This is a genomic window from Citrobacter sp. CF971, assembly GCF_006385635.1.
In the GTDB taxonomy this organism is placed as follows: domain Bacteria; phylum Pseudomonadota; class Gammaproteobacteria; order Enterobacterales; family Enterobacteriaceae; genus Citrobacter; species Citrobacter freundii.
Genome location: NZ_CP041051.1, coordinates 4,550,204 through 4,567,313, shown reverse-complemented (window position 1 = coordinate 4,567,313; position 17,110 = coordinate 4,550,204). Strand labels below are relative to the sequence as shown.

At 53.0% G+C, this 17,110-nt stretch carries 16 protein-coding genes; 4 read left to right on the top strand and 12 right to left on the bottom strand.

The annotated features are described in order from the left end of the window. Positions 1 to 19 precede the first annotated feature (19 nt). A complete protein-coding gene (gene bioH, locus E6P06_RS25690; protein WP_003847999.1) occupies positions 20 to 790 on the top strand; it encodes a pimeloyl-ACP methyl ester esterase BioH in 771 nt (256 codons plus the stop codon). Between the two features lie 45 nt (positions 791 to 835). On the opposite strand, the gene E6P06_RS25685 is transcribed toward bioH, so the two are convergent. The 6 genes from E6P06_RS25685 to greB all read right to left on the bottom strand — a co-directional run bounded on the left by E6P06_RS25685 (position 836) and on the right by greB (position 8,125). After that, a complete protein-coding gene (locus E6P06_RS25685; RefSeq protein ID WP_003847998.1) occupies positions 836 to 1,786 on the bottom strand; it encodes an Rpn family recombination-promoting nuclease/putative transposase in 951 nt (316 codons plus the stop codon). 245 nt (positions 1,787 to 2,031) lie between these two features. Then, positions 2,032 to 2,268 carry a [Fe-S]-dependent transcriptional repressor FeoC gene (gene feoC, locus E6P06_RS25680; RefSeq protein ID WP_003023516.1) on the bottom strand — a complete coding sequence of 79 codons (237 nt, stop codon included), beginning with the start codon at positions 2,266 to 2,268 and terminating at the stop codon, positions 2,032 to 2,034. Positions 2,269 to 2,279: 11 nt separating this feature from the next. Further along, the gene (feoB, locus tag E6P06_RS25675) at positions 2,280 to 4,598 is read right to left on the bottom strand and encodes a Fe(2+) transporter permease subunit FeoB (RefSeq protein ID WP_003023518.1); all 2,319 of its coding nucleotides are present in this window, start codon (positions 4,596 to 4,598) and stop codon (positions 2,280 to 2,282) included. Positions 4,599 to 4,616: 18 nt separating this feature from the next. After that, positions 4,617 to 4,844 carry a ferrous iron transporter A gene (gene feoA, locus E6P06_RS25670; RefSeq protein WP_003023519.1) on the bottom strand — a complete coding sequence of 76 codons (228 nt, stop codon included), beginning with the start codon at positions 4,842 to 4,844 and terminating at the stop codon, positions 4,617 to 4,619. A gap of 375 nt (positions 4,845 to 5,219) precedes the next feature. Continuing rightward, on the bottom strand, positions 5,220 to 7,553 hold the full coding sequence (locus tag E6P06_RS25665; RefSeq protein ID WP_139935832.1) for a Tex family protein: 2,334 nt from the start codon (positions 7,551 to 7,553) through the stop codon (positions 5,220 to 5,222). A 98-nt stretch (positions 7,554 to 7,651) separates the two neighbouring features. After that, positions 7,652 to 8,125: a transcription elongation factor GreB gene (gene greB, locus E6P06_RS25660; RefSeq protein WP_003023524.1), complete on the bottom strand. Its 474-nt coding sequence runs from the start codon at positions 8,123 to 8,125 to the stop codon at positions 7,652 to 7,654. Positions 8,126 to 8,350: 225 nt separating this feature from the next. On the opposite strand from greB, the gene ompR reads away from it, so the two are divergent. Then, the gene (gene ompR / locus E6P06_RS25655) at positions 8,351 to 9,070 is read left to right on the top strand and encodes a two-component system response regulator OmpR (RefSeq protein ID WP_001157751.1); all 720 of its coding nucleotides are present in this window, start codon (positions 8,351 to 8,353) and stop codon (positions 9,068 to 9,070) included. Continuing rightward, positions 9,067 to 10,419, top strand: a complete 1,353-nt coding sequence (envZ, locus tag E6P06_RS25650; RefSeq protein WP_003837891.1) for a two-component system sensor histidine kinase EnvZ — start codon at positions 9,067 to 9,069, stop codon at positions 10,417 to 10,419. The genes ompR and envZ overlap by 4 nt, the downstream gene beginning before the upstream one ends. A 56-nt stretch (positions 10,420 to 10,475) precedes the next feature. On the opposite strand, the gene nadS is transcribed toward envZ, so the two are convergent. The 3 genes from nadS to pckA all read right to left on the bottom strand — a co-directional run bounded on the left by nadS (position 10,476) and on the right by pckA (position 12,887). Further along, positions 10,476 to 10,772, bottom strand: a complete 297-nt coding sequence (gene nadS / locus E6P06_RS25645; RefSeq protein ID WP_003837894.1) for a NadS family protein — start codon at positions 10,770 to 10,772, stop codon at positions 10,476 to 10,478. 52 nt (positions 10,773 to 10,824) lie between these two features. After that, positions 10,825 to 11,142, bottom strand: a complete 318-nt coding sequence (locus E6P06_RS25640; protein ID WP_003847996.1) for a hypothetical protein — start codon at positions 11,140 to 11,142, stop codon at positions 10,825 to 10,827. Positions 11,143 to 11,264: 122 nt separating this feature from the next. Beyond that, a complete protein-coding gene (gene pckA / locus E6P06_RS25635) occupies positions 11,265 to 12,887 on the bottom strand; it encodes a phosphoenolpyruvate carboxykinase (ATP) (RefSeq protein ID WP_003023529.1) in 1,623 nt (540 codons plus the stop codon). A gap of 378 nt (positions 12,888 to 13,265) precedes the next feature. On the opposite strand from pckA, the gene E6P06_RS25630 reads away from it, so the two are divergent. Further along, complete coding sequence (locus E6P06_RS25630; RefSeq protein WP_139935831.1) at positions 13,266 to 14,984, top strand: DUF4153 domain-containing protein; 1,719 nt, start codon at positions 13,266 to 13,268, stop codon at positions 14,982 to 14,984. A gap of 104 nt (positions 14,985 to 15,088) precedes the next feature. Here the strand turns inward: E6P06_RS25630 and hslO are convergent, their stop codons facing one another. From hslO to yrfG, 3 genes are read right to left on the bottom strand one after another with little or no spacing between them, the layout of a single operon-like run. Beyond that, positions 15,089 to 15,967 carry an Hsp33 family molecular chaperone HslO gene (gene hslO / locus E6P06_RS25625; RefSeq protein WP_003023531.1) on the bottom strand — a complete coding sequence of 293 codons (879 nt, stop codon included), beginning with the start codon at positions 15,965 to 15,967 and terminating at the stop codon, positions 15,089 to 15,091. A 24-nt stretch (positions 15,968 to 15,991) separates the two neighbouring features. Further along, positions 15,992 to 16,393, bottom strand: coding sequence for a ribosome-associated heat shock protein Hsp15 (hslR, locus tag E6P06_RS25620; RefSeq protein WP_003837900.1), 402 nt, complete (start codon positions 16,391 to 16,393; stop codon positions 15,992 to 15,994). Positions 16,394 to 16,403: 10 nt separating this feature from the next. Further along, positions 16,404 to 17,072: a GMP/IMP nucleotidase gene (yrfG, locus tag E6P06_RS25615; protein WP_003023533.1), complete on the bottom strand. Its 669-nt coding sequence runs from the start codon at positions 17,070 to 17,072 to the stop codon at positions 16,404 to 16,406. Positions 17,073 to 17,110: the final 38 nt, after the last annotated feature.

The window sequence follows — 17,110 nt, the reverse complement described above, 5'->3', positions numbered from 1 at the left end:
TAAAAGAGAACAATAACTGATGAATGACATCTGGTGGCAGACCCAGGGTTCGGGAAATTGCCATCTTGTGCTGCTGCACGGATGGGGACTGAATGCGCAAGTGTGGCATTGCATAAGCGAGGAACTGAGTTCGCATTTTACGCTGCATCTTGTCGACTTACCGGGATTTGGTCGTAGCCAGGGTTTCGGTGCAATGTCGCTGGAAGAGATGGCTGAGCGGGTATTGAAACAGGCACCGGAGAAAGCTATCTGGCTCGGCTGGAGTTTGGGCGGGCTGGTCGCGAGTCAGGTAGCCCTAACGCATCCTGAGCGTGTTCAGGCGCTGGTGACCGTCGCGTCTTCCCCTTGCTTTAGCGCGCGGGATGAGTGGCCGGGTATCAAGCCAGAGGTGCTGGCAGGCTTCCAGCAGCAGCTGAGCGAAGATTTCCAGCGTACAGTGGAGCGTTTTCTGGCATTGCAAACGATGGGTACGGAAACCGCGCGTCAGGATGCGCGAGCGTTGAAGAAAACGGTGCTGGCTTTACCCATGCCGGACGTCGAGGTGCTTAATGGCGGGCTGGAGATCCTGAAAACGGTCGATCTGCGAGAACCGCTGTGCACGGTGGAAATGCCTTTCCTGCGGCTATACGGCCATCTTGATGGCCTGGTGCCGCGCAAAGTCGTCCCGATGCTGGATGCCCTGTGGCCGCAGAGCGAGTCGTTGGTGTTTGCTAAGGCGGCGCATGCGCCGTTTATCTCGCATCCGGCGGAGTTCTGCTCAGCGCTGGTGGCGTTAAAACAACAGCTATAGCCAATGTTGACTTGCCCGGTAGCGTCGCGCTTGCCGGGCCTGAAATTAATGCGGTTGCGCAGGCAGGTCTTTAGCGCTAAGCCCGGTAATTCTGAGTATTGTTAATCTGTCGATACCATCCGCTAGCATGGTCGTCGCGATGCGCAAAGCTTCCTCTCGTTTGCCTTGTTGTAGACCTGTTTGTAACCCCTCTTGTAATCCTTTCCGATGGCCTTCCTGAAGACCATTAAAATGTCCTTCCTGCCGTAGCCTCTCAGCGATTGTCATCAATCTCTCCTTGTGTTGGGGTAAACGTTCGGCGACCTGGTGAATAAATTCGCTAAAACGCGCGGTGTCCCCGGCCTGCATCAGGTAATTAAACAGGGCTTTCAACTGGTTGTCATTAGCGTGTCCTTTAACAAGCAGGATGGCGAGTTTTTCTACTAACCCCATCAAATCGCGTTTACGGATATGTTTTTGGATGAGCTCCAGCAGCGCCATCCGGCGGTGCTGCATAATCTCGTCATCGGGCACAACGGTGATATCGATCAGTGGAAACGCGGTGCTATAAAGCTGTCTGGCGGACTCTGGGTCATCAAACTCGTCCAGCCAACAAAGTGAATAGGGGTATGGGCTTGCTGCACCATGATAAAAAAGTAGGGGGATTACCAGAGGCAGCTTCTTATGTCCCGCATCCAGATGACGCTGCATTACCGCAATGGCATAGCGCATTAGCCGAAATGCCATGTGAGCATCGGCGCTGCTTTGATGTTCAATAATGGTGTAAATGTAACCATCACCTTCGCGAGTTTTTAACGACCACAGCACGTCGGAATAGTACGCGCGTAAATCGTCCTCGATAAAGCTGCCAGATTCCAGTTGCAGCGTTTTAAGATCGCATAGTTTTTGTAAAGAGGCTGGAAGATGGAGCTGAAGAAAGTCGCGTGCGGTTGCCGGGTGGTTTAAGAACGTTTTGAAAATCGCGTCATGCGGCGTAGCAGTCGTGTCAGTATTCATGGCGATCCGTCACCTGAGAAACAAGATGACGAGACTCTACTTTCATGGTCGGCAGTAATCATCCACGAATTAATAACGATGCGTAGCTGGCTGGAGGATAGATCTTTTTTGCTGAAATAATGAAATCTATGTGGAATCCATTACGCAAAAAAGCCGGATATCTGCATAAACGAATTATCCGGCCTGGACGTTTGCATCATTTGTAGGCCGGATAAGCGTAGCGCCATCCGGCAAATAGCATCTGATTAGCGTAAAGCCCACCATTCGCGCAGGCAGGCTTTACCTTCCGGGCAACTTTTGCAGCTTCCGGAAAGACACCCGTCGGCATCTTCCTGAATCCGCACCGCTTTGCCCATCTTTTCTAACTGATTCAGCATGGCGTCAATCATGGGCTGCGGGGTATGCAGCGTGTGGCTAATTTGTGTTGCCTCCATACGCCCCCGCAAAGCCAATAAATCACGAACCTGAATAAGTGATGCCATTGTCGATAACCTTAGTGGCAATCGCCAGTCGTGCTGGAACAGCAGGAACTCGCCGTTCTGTTGGTTGCCAGCAGTGCGAGGTCCACGCGGCTGCGAGCTCGACGCAGCAGGCCCAGCAACACGATGTTAAACAGGATGACCGCTAAAATGCACACCAGGCTGTAGGTCGGGTGCTCTTTGTAGCTGACCGTCTGATAAAACAGCGTCGACAGAGAGTAGGCGATATTCAGGCCCCACAGAATCGAGAAACTCATCCAGCCACGGCTGGATTCACGTGCGATAGCGCCCATCACTGAAATGCACGGCACATACAGCAGAACAAAGATCAGGTAGCTGTACGCGGCGGCGGCGCTGCCAAATTTCTCGCCCATCACGCCCATTGCGCCCGTCGCCATTTCGCCGTCGCCCTTGCTGGCTTCGATAGGGTTAGCCAGTACGCTCAGGCTGAAGGTGTCTTTCAGGCTTTGCCAGGTTTCATCCACTGCGCCGAGCAGCTCGTCACCAAGGTGGAAATCTGCCGGGTTGAACTCTTCTTCCTGAATGTTTTCCGCGGTATAGAGCGTGTTCAGCGTACCCACCACCACTTCTTTCGCCATCGCGCCGGTGAACAAACCTACGGTTGCCTGCCAGTTATCTTCGTGAACGCCAATCGGTTTAAACACTGGAGTAATAACACGGCTAACGGAGGCCAGAGCAGAGTCGTTGATGTTATCGACGATTTTCCCGCTCAGCGAGAAACTGTTAAACGCGCTGAGGAAAATGCTGACGATGATGATGACTTTACCTGCACGCAGAACGAAGCCTTTCAGGCGTTGCCAGGTCTGAATAATCAGACTCTTGATGTGCGGCACGTGGTATACCGGCAGCTCCATCACGAACGGCGTTGCTTCACCACGCATGATGGTGTGTTTGAGCATCAGGCCCGTCAACACAGCCATCACGATACCCAGTACGTACAGCGAGAAGACCGCCAGTGCGCCGTTCTGACCAAAGAACGCCGCGGCAAAGACGGCGAAAATCGCCAGACGTGCGCCGCAGGACATAAACGGCGCCATCATGATGGTCATCAGACGCTCACGCGGGGCGTCCAGCGTACGTGCGCCCATCACGGACGGTACGTTACAGCCAAAGCCGACGATCAGCGGGACGAACGATTTGCCCGGCAGTCCCAGCGCCTGCATCAGACGGTCCATCACAAACGCGGCGCGCGCCATGTAGCCGGAGTCTTCAAGGAAGGAGAGGAACAGGTACATCATGCCGATTTGCGGTACCAGCGGCAGCACGGTGTTAATCCCGCCGCCAAGGCCCTGGGCCAGGAAGATAGTGAGCCAGTCCGGGAAGTGCAGCGTGTAGCCAATCCACTGAATACCATGGATAAAGAGTGCTACGGAGCCAACGTCAAACAATGGTTGCAGCGCGCCGCCGATGTTAATGGCGAGCAGGAACATCAGGTACATCACGAACAGGAAAATCGGCAGCCCGAGGAAGCGGTTGAGAACGATTTTATCTACCGCGGTGGTGAAACGGCTCGGTTCTGCCGTCAGAGTATTGCTGACGGTATCGCAGATAGCGGCAATGCACTGATAGCGCGCATCGGCGATGTGCAGCGCCGGATCGTCCATAGTCTCGCTCAGGCGTGCGATGGAGGCATCGAGATTTTGCGCGGCATCACCCGCATATGCGCGGCTGTAGATATCGCCTTCCAGCATCTGCAGGCCCAGCCAGCGGCGCTGTTTGAGCGGCATATCTTTGGCCATCGCGTCGGCGAGGGAATCCGCTTCCTGCAGCAACGGCTGGGCATAATGGACCAGCTCGACAGTGTCGTTTTCTTTGTAGCGATCGATCGCCAGCTTCAGCGCTTCAATGCCGCGGGCGCGGGTGGAAACCAGCGGAACCACCGGGCAGCCAAGACGTGCTGAGAGGGCGTCGATATCAATACGGATTTGCTGCTTTTCAGCGATATCCAGCATATTCAACGCGACGATGCAGGGGATGCCCAACTCAAGCAGTTGCAACGTCAGGTAGAGGTTGCGTTCAAGGTTTGAAGCATCGACCACGTTGATCAACAGATCCGCGTCGCCGCTTAAAATATAGTGGCAGGCAATCTGCTCATCGAGAGAGGTCTGGGATGAGATTGTCGTCAGAGAATAGGTGCCGGGTAAATCCACCAGCGTGACCTGATGGTCCGTTGTGGCGAAATGACCTTCTTTACGCTCCACGGTAACGCCAGCCCAGTTGCCTACACGCTGGCGCGCGCCGGTGAGTTGGTTGAATAAAGTTGTCTTGCCGGAATTAGGATTACCAATTAAACCAATGGTTAGTTTTTTCATTTTTATAGACTCACTGTATTAACAGGAAACCGCTTCCACTTCTAATAACGCCAAATCCTTTTTACGCAATACCAGACTTACGCGACGCGTTTCGATATGGATAGGATCGCCGAGCGGGGCGACGCGTACCACGTTGAAGGAGGAGCCGGGCAGCATGCCAAGTGACAACAGTTTCTGACGATAAGCCGGGCTGATTTCACGGGCAAAGCCGGTAATTTTCCACGCACTGTCAGGAGTGAATTGCATAGGGACCTACTTATATCTCGCTAACTGGATGATTACCTCATGGGGCGACAGGGCGGCATGAGACCAGATGATTAGCCAACGTAAGGAAAGAGTAAATAATCAACAAAACAATGATAATGAGAATGGTTTCTATCATCAATAGAATAAATGTGACGGAATGTACAATTGGATAATAATTTGAGCCAATTTTGATATTCCTCAATATTTATTCTGGTAGGGAAAGAATGGTTCGCGGAGGTAATTATTGAGAATCTTAATGTTTAATTAAGGTTTCATCTGTTAATAAAGTGATAAATATATTGTGGTGAAAAGCGGGGGATATATTAAATATGCCGGATAAGGTATTGATTCCGTCATCCGGCACACGGTTTAAACTTAGCGCTTTTTACCCATTGCCGCCGCCAGCGCATCCATCATCGCGCTGTTGCCCGCAGGCTGGGCGTCACGGCCACGCGGTTTCGCCGCTTTTGGCGCTGGGCGATTGCCCTGAGTGCGATCGTTATTCCCGCCGCCGCGACGCGCATTGGTTTCACCCGGCTGCTCGTCCAGACGCATGGTCAGCGCGATACGCTTACGTTGCAGGTCCACTTCCAGCACTTTCACCTTCACAATGTCGCCCGCTTTCACCACGGTGTGTGGATCGTCGACGAACTTATTCGACAGCGAAGAGATATGCACCAGGCCATCCTGATGAACGCCGATATCAACAAACGCGCCGAAATTGGTGACGTTGGTGACCGCCCCTTCCAGGATCATTCCCGGCAGCAGATCGTTCATGGTTTCTACGCCGTCAGCAAACTGTGCGGTTTTAAATTCAGGACGCGGATCGCGGCCCGGCTTTTCCAGCTCTTTGATGATGTCGGTGACGGTCGGCACCCCGAAGCGTTCGTCAGTAAAATCGGCGGCTTTCAGATTGCGCAGTTCGTTGCTGTTGCCCATCAGGTCACGCAGCGATTGCTCGGTAGCGGCCAGAATGCGTTCCACAATCGGATAGGCTTCCGGGTGAACGGTGGAGGCATCCAGTGGGTTATCGCCATGGTTGATGCGCAGGAAGCCTGCGCACTGTTCAAAAGCTTTTGGCCCCAGACGGCTGACTTTCAGCAGTTGCTGACGGTTCTGGAACTGACCGTTCTCATCGCGCCAGGCGACGATGTTTTGCGCCATCATGCGTGTCAGGCCGGCCACGCGGGTCAACAGCGGAACGGAAGCGGTATTGAGATCGACGCCGACGGCGTTCACACAGTCTTCCACCACCGCGTCCAGCTTACGCGCCAGTTGTGTCTGGCTAACGTCGTGTTGATACTGGCCCACACCGATGGATTTCGGATCGATTTTCACCAGCTCAGCCAGCGGATCCTGCAGACGACGGGCGATAGACACTGCGCCACGCAATGAAACGTCGAGATCCGGGAACTCCTGCGCCGCCAGCTCGGAAGCCGAGTAAACCGATGCCCCGGCTTCGCTGACGATCACTTTCTGCGCGGTGATTTTCGGGAACTGTTTCTGCACGTCGAGGAAGAAGCGCTCGGTTTCGCGCGACGCTGTACCGTTACCAATCGCCACCAGCTCAACGTTGTATTTTTCACACAGCGCCGCAACGGCAACGGCGGCTTTGGCGGCCTGACCGGTGTGTGGATAAATGGTGTCGGTCGCGACCAGCTTACCGGTACCGTCAACAACCGCCACCTTCACGCCGGTACGCAGGCCGGGATCGAGGCCCATGGTGGCGCGCAGGCCGGCCGGAGCCGCCATCAGCAGGTCATGCAGGTTGCGGGCAAAGACGTTGATTGCTTCATCTTCCGCGCGTTCGCGCACGGTGCCCATCAGTTCGGTTTCGAGGTGCATCAGCACCTTAATTCGCCATGTCCAGCTTACAACGCCTTTACGCCAGCTGTCTGCCGGTGCGTTGTTCAGGCGCAGTCCCAGGTGGTTCTGGATAATCTGTTCGCCGTGGCTCTCTTTCGGTGGCTCATCGAACTGCGGATCGGCATTCAGCGAAAGCTGAAGCACGCCCTCGTTACGGCCACGGAACATGGCCAGCGCACGGTGGGATGGCACGGTAGAGATCGGTTCGTGGTGATCGAAGTAGTCGCGGAATTTCGCGCCTTCCTCTTCTTTACCGCTTACCACGGTGGAAACCAAATGCGCGTTCTTCCACAGATAGTCACGCACTTTCGCCAGCAGCGCGGCATCTTCAGCGAAGCGTTCCATCAGGATGTAACGTGCGCCGTCGAGGGCCGCTTTGATATCCGCCACGCCGTTGTCGGCGTTGAGATATTTAGCGGCTTCTGTTTCCGGGTCGTGAGACGGCTCGTTCCACAGCAGGTCTGCCAGCGGCTCAAGGCCTGCTTCAATGGCGATCTGCCCACGGGTACGGCGCTTAGGTTTGTACGGCAGATAGAGATCTTCGAGTTCGGTCTTACTTAACGTGCCGTTGATCGCTTTCGCCAGGTCGTCGGTCAGTTTGCCTTGCTCGCCGATAGATTTCAGGATTGCCTGACGGCGGTCTTCCAGTTCACGCAGATATCCCAGACGGGTTTCCAGATTACGCAGTTGCGTATCGTCCAGACCGCCGGTGATTTCCTTACGATATCGTGCGATAAACGGCACGGTGTTCCCTTCGTCAAGCAGGCGAACGGCAGCTTCTACCTGTTCAGCACGAGCCTGAATTTCACCTGCGATAATGCGGCAGAAAGAATCATTCATCATGGATAGCTTCGTCTATAGGATAAAAAATCAGGGGATAGTTATACGGATTGACTGACAAAAATGCCAGCCATCTGCCGGGGCTTCGGATTGTTCCGGTCTCACTTAACGTATTCAATCTCGTTCACGTACCAGCTGGCTTCGCCACCAGGAGTGTTTACTACTGCGAGATCGCCGACTTCTTTTTTCAGCAGCGCTCGCGCCATTGGTGAGTCGATAGAGATGTAATCTTTACGACCGAAGATCTCATCGTAGCCAACAATACGGAATTTGCGGATGTCGCCATCGTCATTTTCAATCTCAACCCATGCGCCAAAGAAGACTTTGCCCTCCTGCTGCGGGGAGTAATCGACGATTTTCAGATTCTCCATGCACTTGGTCAAATATCGGACGCGGCGGTCGATCTCACGCAGGCGCTTTTTATTATACTGGTAGTCGGCATTTTCGCTGCGGTCACCCAGACTTGCGGCCCAGGTAACTTTTTTGGTGACTTCCGGGCGCTCTTCACGCCAGAGATAATTCAGCTCTTGTTTGAGTTTTTCATACCCTTCACGGGTTATCAGGGGCGTTTTCATCTTATTGTTTTACCTTCGACTCTGTGATGATGCGCACAATTAGTATTACGTGAGCATATCAACAGAATAAATAATGTATTGCGAGAAACATTGTATACTTAAGCTGCTGTTTAATATGCTTTGTAACAATTTAGCCTGGAATTCATACCAGAATTCGCTGGTGACTCACGTTAGCTTTCTTAAGAATATACACTTAATTGTTGCGAACCTTTGGGAGTAATAACAATGCAAGAGAACTATAAGATTCTGGTGGTCGATGACGACATGCGCTTACGTGCGCTTCTGGAGCGTTATCTGACCGAGCAGGGCTTCCAGGTTCGAAGCGTCGCAAACGCTGAGCAGATGGATCGTCTGCTGACCCGTGAGTCTTTCCACCTGATGGTGCTGGATTTAATGCTGCCGGGAGAAGATGGCCTGTCTATTTGCCGTCGCCTGCGCAGCCAGAGCAACCCGATGCCGATCATTATGGTTACGGCGAAGGGCGAAGAAGTGGATCGTATCGTTGGACTGGAAATCGGCGCTGACGATTACATTCCGAAACCGTTTAACCCACGTGAGCTGCTGGCACGTATTCGCGCTGTACTGCGTCGTCAGGCGAACGAACTGCCGGGCGCGCCTTCTCAGGAAGAAGCGGTCATTGCGTTTGGTAAGTTCAAACTGAACCTCGGTACGCGTGAAATGTTCCGTGAAGATGAGCCTATGCCGCTCACCAGCGGTGAGTTTGCAGTGCTGAAAGCACTGGTTAGCCATCCGCGTGAGCCGCTGTCCCGCGACAAGTTGATGAACCTCGCCCGTGGTCGTGAATATTCTGCGATGGAACGTTCTATCGACGTCCAGATTTCCCGTCTGCGTCGCATGGTGGAAGAAGATCCGGCGCATCCACGCTACATTCAGACCGTATGGGGTCTGGGCTACGTCTTTGTTCCGGACGGTTCTAAAGCATGAGGCGAATGCGCTTCTCGCCACGAAGTTCGTTTGCCCGCACGTTATTGCTCATCGTCACCTTGCTGTTTGCCAGCCTGGTGACGACTTACCTGGTAGTGCTGAACTTCGCGATTCTGCCGAGCCTCCAGCAGTTTAATAAGGTCCTGGCCTACGAAGTTCGTATGCTGATGACCGATAAACTACAGCTGGAGGACGGTACGCAACTGGTGGTGCCGCCCGCATTCCGTCGGGAAATTTATCGTGAGCTGGGTATTTCCCTCTATTCCAACGAGGCCGCTGAAGAAGCCGGACTGCGTTGGGCGCAACACTATGAATTCTTAAGCCATCAGATGGCGCAGCAGTTGGGTGGCCCAACGGAAGTCCGCGTTGAGGTAAACAAAAGCTCGCCGGTTGTGTGGCTGAAAACCTGGCTGTCGCCCAACATCTGGGTACGTGTGCCGCTTACGGAAATTCATCAAGGCGATTTCTCACCGCTGTTCCGCTATACGCTGGCGATTATGCTGCTGGCTATCGGTGGCGCGTGGCTGTTTATCCGTATCCAGAACCGACCATTGGTGGATCTTGAACATGCGGCGCTGCAGGTGGGGAAAGGTATCATTCCACCGCCGTTGCGTGAGTATGGCGCTTCAGAGGTGCGCTCCGTAACCCGAGCCTTTAACCATATGGCCGCAGGTGTGAAGCAGTTGGCCGATGACCGTACGCTGTTAATGGCGGGCGTGAGCCACGATTTACGTACTCCGCTGACGCGTATTCGTCTGGCAACGGAAATGATGGGCGAAGAGGACGGTTATCTTGCGGAGTCCATCAATAAGGACATCGAAGAGTGTAACGCCATCATCGAGCAGTTCATCGATTACCTGCGTACCGGTCAGGAGATGCCGATGGAGATGGCGGATCTGAACTCGGTGCTGGGTGAAGTGGTTGCGGCAGAAAGCGGCTATGAACGTGAAATCGAAACTGCGCTGCAGCCTGGCGCCATTCAGGTGAAGATGCACCCGCTGTCGATCAAGCGTGCGGTTGCCAATATGGTGGTTAACGCCGCCCGCTACGGCAACGGCTGGATTAAGGTTAGTAGCGGTACGGAGACGCATCGCGCCTGGTTCCAGGTAGAAGATGATGGTCCGGGCATCAAGCCGGAGCAGCGTAAGCACCTGTTCCAGCCATTTGTCCGCGGCGACAGCGCGCGCAGTACCAGCGGCACGGGGCTGGGTCTGGCGATTGTGCAACGTATTATCGATAACCATAACGGCATGCTGGAGATTGGTACCAGTGAACGTGGTGGGTTGTCGATTCGTGCATGGCTTCCGGTTCCTTTCACTCGCGCGCAGGGTATCACGAAAGACGTATAAGAAAGGGAGGCGAAATGCCTCCCTTTGTTTACGGGATACAGAGTAAAACCTCTGGCTTAAATTGCTTTTAATTGATTAATTATAAATGGATTTTTTTGAATTAATAAAAGCAGTTTTCTTGGTGCACCAGTCGGCTGGCGTCGTTTCGTTTCCCAGCTTTTAACCAGGTCATAACTCACGCCAACAGCTATGGCAAAATCCTGTTGGCGTAACCCTGTTGCTTCGCGGATGGCTTTAACATCAATTTCGCTAAAGGTATGTACATGTTCAGGCTTAGGTGTTTCTTCACCTTTCTCTATACGCACCATTTCTTCTGCACTGGCCAGCAAATCGGCAAATAATTCGTCTTTCATTTTGGCCTCACCACACCGGATAGCGGTGTCCTGATGATTAAAATTCCCATGATTAAATCAGCATATTGGATAAGTGCATTAAAACTCTTTTTTGCTCTTCGGTTAAATCATCCTGTTCATTTTTAGGATAGAGCAAAGCGAGATAGATTCGACCTTTGCGCGTCACGTTGTAATAGATAACCCTAATACCGCTGCGTTTGCCCATACCAGAGCGACTCCAGCGAATTTTTCTGAATCCACCTGTACCAGCGATAGTATCTCCAGCCTCAGGGTTCTCTATAAGCGCCTCTTGAAAAGCGCGAAACTCATCGTCAGGCAAAAGTAACGGACGGCGTTTACTAAATCCTTGTAGCTCAATAAATGTGAACATAGCGCGTCCTGCGCATGGGGTTGATAGTACAGATTATAGGTGTACCGAGTACATTTTAAAAGATAAACACAATAAAAAACCCCTTACCCTCTCGGATAAGGGGCTATATAACGAATCAAAAATTACAGCTTCGGTCCGGCGCTAACCAGCGCTTCACCCGCAGGGGTGTCGGTGTATTTCTCGAAGTTCTCGATAAACAGTTTCGCCAGTGCATTGGCTTTTTCCTGCCACTGCTCTGGAGACGCGTAGGTATTACGCGGATCGAGAATGCGCGTATCCACGCCCGGCAACTCGGTCGGGATAGCCAGGTCAAACATCGGCAGACGGAACGTTTCTGCGTCATCCAGCGAACCGTTCAGGATGGCGTCAATAATCGCACGGGTATCTTTGATAGAGATACGTTTGCCAGTACCGTTCCAGCCGGTGTTAACCAGATACGCCTGCGCACCTGCCGCCTGCATACGTTTCACCAGCACTTCTGCATACTGCGTTGGGTGCAGAGACAGGAATGCTGCGCCGAAGCAGGCAGAGAAGGTTGGGGTCGGTTCGGTAACGCCGCGTTCGGTACCGGCCAGTTTGGCGGTGAAGCCAGACAGGAAATGGTACTGAGTTTGGTCTGCTGTCAGGCGAGAAACCGGCGGCAGCACGCCAAATGCGTCGGCAGTCAGGAAGATCACTTTGGTCGCATGACCCGCTTTTGACACTGGCTTAACGATATTATCGATGTGATAAATCGGGTAGGAAACGCGGGTGTTTTCAGTTTTGGAACCGTCGTCGAAGTCGATGGAACCATCTTCGCGCACGGTGACGTTTTCCAGCAGCGCGTCACGACGAATTGCGTTGTAGATTTCTGGCTCGGCATCTTTAGACAGTTTGATAGTCTTCGCGTAGCAACCGCCTTCGAAGTTAAATACGCCGTCGTCATCCCAGCCGTGTTCGTCATCGCCAATCAGGCGGCGTTTCGGATCGGTGGACAGCGTTGTTTTACCGGTACCGGACAGGCCAAAGAAGACTGCCACATCACCTTTTTCCCCGACGTTTGCCGAGCAGTGCATGGAAGCAATGCCTTTCAGCGGCAGCAGGTAGTTCATCACGGAGAACATACCTTTCTTCATTTCGCCGCCGTACCAGGTGCCGCCAATCAGCTGGATACGCTCAGTCAGGTTGAAAGCCACGAAGTTTTCAGAGTTCAGACCCTGCTCTTTCCATTGTGGGTTGGTGCACTTAGCGCCGTTCATCACGATGAAATCCGGTTTAAAATCAACCAGCTCTTCGTCGCTTGGGCGGATGAACATGTTTTTGACGAAATGCGCCTGCCAGGCAACTTCGGTAATGAAGCGCACGGAAAGACGGGTATCGGCGTTAGCGCCGCAGAATGCATCAATGATAAACAGGCGCTTGCCGGAAAGTTGCTGGGTAACTAATCCTTTCAGATGCTGCCAGGTTTCCGGGGAGAGCGGTTTGTTGTCGTTCTTACCTTTACCTTTGTCTGACCACCAGAGCGTGTCGCGCGTGGTGTCGTCACGGACAATGTACTTATCCTTTGGCGAACGTCCGGTAAAGATACCGGTATCAACGGCAACGGCGCCCAGATTCGTTAACACGCCACGTTCATAACCTTCCAGGTTTGGATCAAGTTCTTCCTGGAAAAGCGTGTCGTAGTCTGGATTGTAAACGATATCCTGAACGTCATTGATACCATAAGCCTTGAGATCTTGCGGGGTTAAACTGTTGTTCACACGCATTTCACTGCTCCTTAGCCAATATGTATTACCTGGAATAGTAAGGTTTTTTAGGGATTGCTAACCGCGACAAGGCTCATAGATTTACGCATCCGGGAAAATCACGGGTTACCGAATACGCTGCGACTCCTGTCACAAAGAGGCGGATATTATGGCAGGAAACCCTTTTTTGTTGTGGAAAATGTTCTTAAAACGTTAATGAAGAGTGTTTTTGGCGGGAATCTTGTGAGTGTAATCGCATTCACGTAAGAAAATAACGTAACTCATACATATACAATATCGATTCACTTCCCGTCGCGTTAGTCTGAAATCAGCCTACCAATGCTCAAAATTGTGAAGTTGATGCGATAATTAGCTTTTCCCTTCATTCTGGAAACTGACATGGATAGTGCTGAAATTTCACGTACGACGCGTTTGGGCATGATATTTATCGGCCTGCTGCAGGGGGCATTATGCTACCTGCTGATGACATATCTGGTGCCCCATAACGACGGCTGGCTGTTCTATGGCATGCCTGCGACGATTGCGATCACCTCGGCACTTTTGCTTACTGTCGTTTCTTTCAAACAACGCGCGCTGTGGTACTGGATGGCGCTGATCTTTGTTGTGGTGCTGGCGATGAGCGCCTGGCTAAAGTGGCAAGTCGAGGACAGTGATAAGTGGCGGCAACATGAAGTTTTTATGTTCTACGGTTGGCGCTTACTGCTGATGGCGATGCTTGCCTTGCCCTGGATTCAGTACTCGCTTCGCGCGTCCCGCCAACAGACACGCTATGCGCAATTTTATACACAATTGTGGCTTAACACGCTGACGCTGCTGATTGTGTTCATTTCCAACGGGTTGTTCTGGCTGGTGCTCCTGCTATGGAGCGAGATGTTTAAGCTGGTCGGTATTCCCTTCTTCAGCACGCTCTTCTTTGATACCGACTGGTTTGGCTATGTGGCCTTTGGTCTGATTACCGCACTGGCAGTGGTACTGGCTCGTACACAGTCGCGTCTGGTCACGGCGGTACAAAAATTACTGACGTTTATTGCCACCGGTCTGTTACCTCTGGTCGCGCTGTTGGCGCTGATGTTCATACTGACCTTGCCTTTCACCGGGCTGGAGGCTATTTCGCAGCGGGTTTCCGCGGCAGGGCTGATGTCAACGCTGACGTTTAGCCTGCTGCTGCTCATGGCGATGGTGCGTGAGCCACAAAAAGAAGCTCTACCTTATCCTGGCGCGTTACGCTATCTCATCAAATGTGCTCTGGCTATCACGCCCATCTATACGCTGATTGCCGGTTGGGCGCTGTGGGTGCGAATACAGCAGTACGGTTGGACGCCTGAGCGTTTGTATGGCGTGCTGGTGGTCGTGGTACTGCTGGTATGGTCGTTTGGCTATCTGGCCAGCATTTTACGCCGCGGGCGCAATCCGCTTGAGCTTCAGGGGCCGGTCATTCTTGGCGTTTCGTTGCTGGCATTGGGGCTGTTGGTTCTGCTGTCGTCGCCGGTTATTGATGCCTGGCGTATCAGCGTTAGCAGCCATATGGGGCTGTATCACAGCGGGAAAATCAAACCGGATCAGGTCAGCCTGTATATGTTGGATCACAGCGGAAAACCGGGGCGCGCAGCGTTGGAAGCATTACAAAAAGATGTGGCGTTTAATCAAGACAGTAAGCGCAGACGCGACTTGAATTCTCTGCTGCAAGGGAGCCGGGATCCGGTTAAAGAGCTAACCGCAACACAGTTAGTATCGAAGGTTGTGATTGCTCCGGGGAGCGAGAAGCCAGACGATGCGTTCTGGACGTTTGTCAAAGCACAGGGGTATCGCATCACCTCTTGTGCTGAGCAGAATGCGTGCGTATTGGTGAGTCAGGACCTCAATGCGGATGGTCATCCTGAGCAGGTGCTATATGCTTTTGGCGATGGGGAGAGTCTGGTCTTCGGCATGCAGAAAAACAAATGGGATTTGTTAGCTGTTGCCAGGCTACCTGAAGGATTCAATAAGGATAAATTGCTGCAGGTGGTGGCGAATCAGCAACTGGGTTCAGCCCCCAGAATCTGGCGGGATATCACTATTGATGGCAAAAGACTACCGATGACTTATTACACCGAGTGAATGTGTTGCCGACAGCGTTTTTGCCGGATAGCGGCGCGAACGCCTTATCCGGCCTACGACAGTTTTTCCGTAGGCCTGATAAGCGCCTTCAGGCAAGACGGTGATTAATGCACCTGTGGATCGGCAGGGGAGGCGTTGCTGCGGATCTCTGCAATATCCATGGCGTTAAACAGATAGTGGCTACCGCAGTAATCGCAGTGCATATCGATCTCGCCTTCTTCCGCCAGAATGCTGTCAACTTCTTCGTCCGGCAACGTTTTCAGTGCGCCTGCGCAGCGTTCGCGTGAACAGGTGCATTTGAACTCAACGTCCTGCGGATCGTAGAGAGTAACCTCTTCTTCGTGGTATAAGCGCCACAGCACTTCGTTGGCCGGCAGCGTCAGCAACTCTTCGGCCTTGATGGTTTCGGTCAGGGCGGTCAGGTGATCGAAATCATCTGCCTGTGCGTTTTGCGCCGGCATCACTTGCAGCAGCATTCCGCCAGCAGCGGGTTTGCCATCAACGTCGCCAGTGCGGATGAACAGGCGTGTCGGCAGCTGTTCGGAACGCATGAAGTAGTCTTCCAGACAGGCTGCCAGCGTGTCACCTTCCAGACCGACCACGCCCTGATAACGCTCGCCTTCTTCCGGAGTAATGGTGATCACCAGGTAGCCGTTGCCCACCAGGGTTTTCAAATCGGCATCTTCAGGAATATCACCCTGCATACGGGCCACGCCGCGCATCTGCTGATTGTTGTTGCCGTTGATGACGGCCAGGCTCAGCGGACCATCACCCTGCAACTGCACAGTGATATCACCGGCAAACTTCAGCGTAGCGGTGAGCAGGCTGGTGGCAACCAGCAGCTCAGCCAGTACGTTTTTGACCGGCTGCGGATAAGTATGATTTTCGAGGATCTGTTGCAGGGTTTCCGAAACGGTCACCAGCTCGCCGCGCACGGCAAAGTTTTCAAACAGATAACGATGTAATTGGTCATGTTGCGGCATAATCATCTCTCTTGCAGGTGACAGTCACTCGCTGTCGCCATGTTTAAATCGTAACAGGTCGCGGCGCTCTTTCTTGTCCGGTCGTCTGTCCGGGTGCGGCATGGTTAACGCGTTAAGTTTACGCGCCAGCGCCATTTTTTCGCGTTTTTCCACGCTTTCCGCGGTTTCTTCATACAGCGTAACGGCTTCCGTTGCCGGGCGACGCTGCTCGGTAATGGCCTTGATAATGACCGTTCGCTCGTCATTTCCCTGGCGAAGGGTGAGGGTGGCGTTCAGCTCGACAATCTTGCTCGGCTTACTGCGCTGGCCGTTGTAGTGCACCTTACCGCCTTCAACCATTTCGCGGGCTAGCGCACGCGTTTTGTAAAAGCGTGCAGCCCACAGCCATTTATCCAGCCTGACTTCAGCAGAGGGCTTTTCTTTCATGGCGTCTCCTTCACATCAGTGAGGGGATCAGTCGGCGGTAGTCATTCAGTGACGGATGGCGTGCGTACTGCTTTTCGGCGATGCCGGAGTCGGGATTGGTCACGCCGAGGCAGTAACGAATACCGTACAGAGCAGCGGCGTCGAGAATAGGTTCGCTGTCGTCAATAAACAGCGTCTTCTCTGCACTCATTCCCGTTTCTTCAGCCACAGCGTGCCATAACCGCTGATCCTCTTTGGGATAACCAAATGTGTGGGTGGAAAGTAATAAATCAAGGTGTGAGGCCAGACCGGTATGCTCCAGCTTCACCGCCAGATTATGCGGATGCGCGTTGGTGAGCAAAATACGGCGCTTGCCGCTGGCTTTTAAGGCATCAAGAAACGGTACGGTATCTTCACGCAAAACGGCGCGTGGTCCCTGTTCCGTTGTCATGGCGCAAATATCCAGATCCAGGCACTCGCTCCAGTAATCCAGGCAGTACCAGTTTAGCGTATGCTGCACGGCATGATACTGCTGACGAATATAGTCCTGGGCTTCCTGGGGAGAGATACCCTGCTTCGCGCCATAGGTTTCCGGCACCAGTTTTTGCCAGAAATAGTTATCGAATGCCAGGTCGAGCAGCGTGCCGTCCATATCTAACAACACGGTGTCGACATCCTGCCAGGCAATATTGATATGCATGGAAACTCCCCACAAGAAAACATGATGCGCGACAGAGT

Excerpts from the sequence above, each read along its gene's own strand:
- bioH (WP_003847999.1), top strand. The coding sequence starts at position 20 with ATGAATGACATCTGGTGGCAGACCCAGGGTTCGGGAAATTGCCATCTT.
- E6P06_RS25685 (WP_003847998.1), bottom strand. The coding sequence starts at position 1,786 with ATGAATACTGACACGACTGCTACGCCGCATGACGCGATTTTCAAAACG.
- feoC (WP_003023516.1), bottom strand. The coding sequence starts at position 2,268 with ATGGCATCACTTATTCAGGTTCGTGATTTATTGGCTTTGCGGGGGCGT.
- feoB (WP_003023518.1), bottom strand. The coding sequence starts at position 4,598 with ATGAAAAAACTAACCATTGGTTTAATTGGTAATCCTAATTCCGGCAAG.
- feoA (WP_003023519.1), bottom strand. The coding sequence starts at position 4,844 with ATGCAATTCACTCCTGACAGTGCGTGGAAAATTACCGGCTTTGCCCGT.
- E6P06_RS25665 (WP_139935832.1), bottom strand. The coding sequence starts at position 7,553 with ATGATGAATGATTCTTTCTGCCGCATTATCGCAGGTGAAATTCAGGCT.
- greB (WP_003023524.1), bottom strand. The coding sequence starts at position 8,125 with ATGAAAACGCCCCTGATAACCCGTGAAGGGTATGAAAAACTCAAACAA.
- ompR (WP_001157751.1), top strand. The coding sequence starts at position 8,351 with ATGCAAGAGAACTATAAGATTCTGGTGGTCGATGACGACATGCGCTTA.
- envZ (WP_003837891.1), top strand. The coding sequence starts at position 9,067 with ATGAGGCGAATGCGCTTCTCGCCACGAAGTTCGTTTGCCCGCACGTTA.
- nadS (WP_003837894.1), bottom strand. The coding sequence starts at position 10,772 with ATGAAAGACGAATTATTTGCCGATTTGCTGGCCAGTGCAGAAGAAATG.
- E6P06_RS25640 (WP_003847996.1), bottom strand. The coding sequence starts at position 11,142 with ATGTTCACATTTATTGAGCTACAAGGATTTAGTAAACGCCGTCCGTTA.
- pckA (WP_003023529.1), bottom strand. The coding sequence starts at position 12,887 with ATGCGTGTGAACAACAGTTTAACCCCGCAAGATCTCAAGGCTTATGGT.
- E6P06_RS25630 (WP_139935831.1), top strand. The coding sequence starts at position 13,266 with ATGGATAGTGCTGAAATTTCACGTACGACGCGTTTGGGCATGATATTT.
- hslO (WP_003023531.1), bottom strand. The coding sequence starts at position 15,967 with ATGCCGCAACATGACCAATTACATCGTTATCTGTTTGAAAACTTTGCC.
- hslR (WP_003837900.1), bottom strand. The coding sequence starts at position 16,393 with ATGAAAGAAAAGCCCTCTGCTGAAGTCAGGCTGGATAAATGGCTGTGG.
- yrfG (WP_003023533.1), bottom strand. The coding sequence starts at position 17,072 with ATGCATATCAATATTGCCTGGCAGGATGTCGACACCGTGTTGTTAGAT.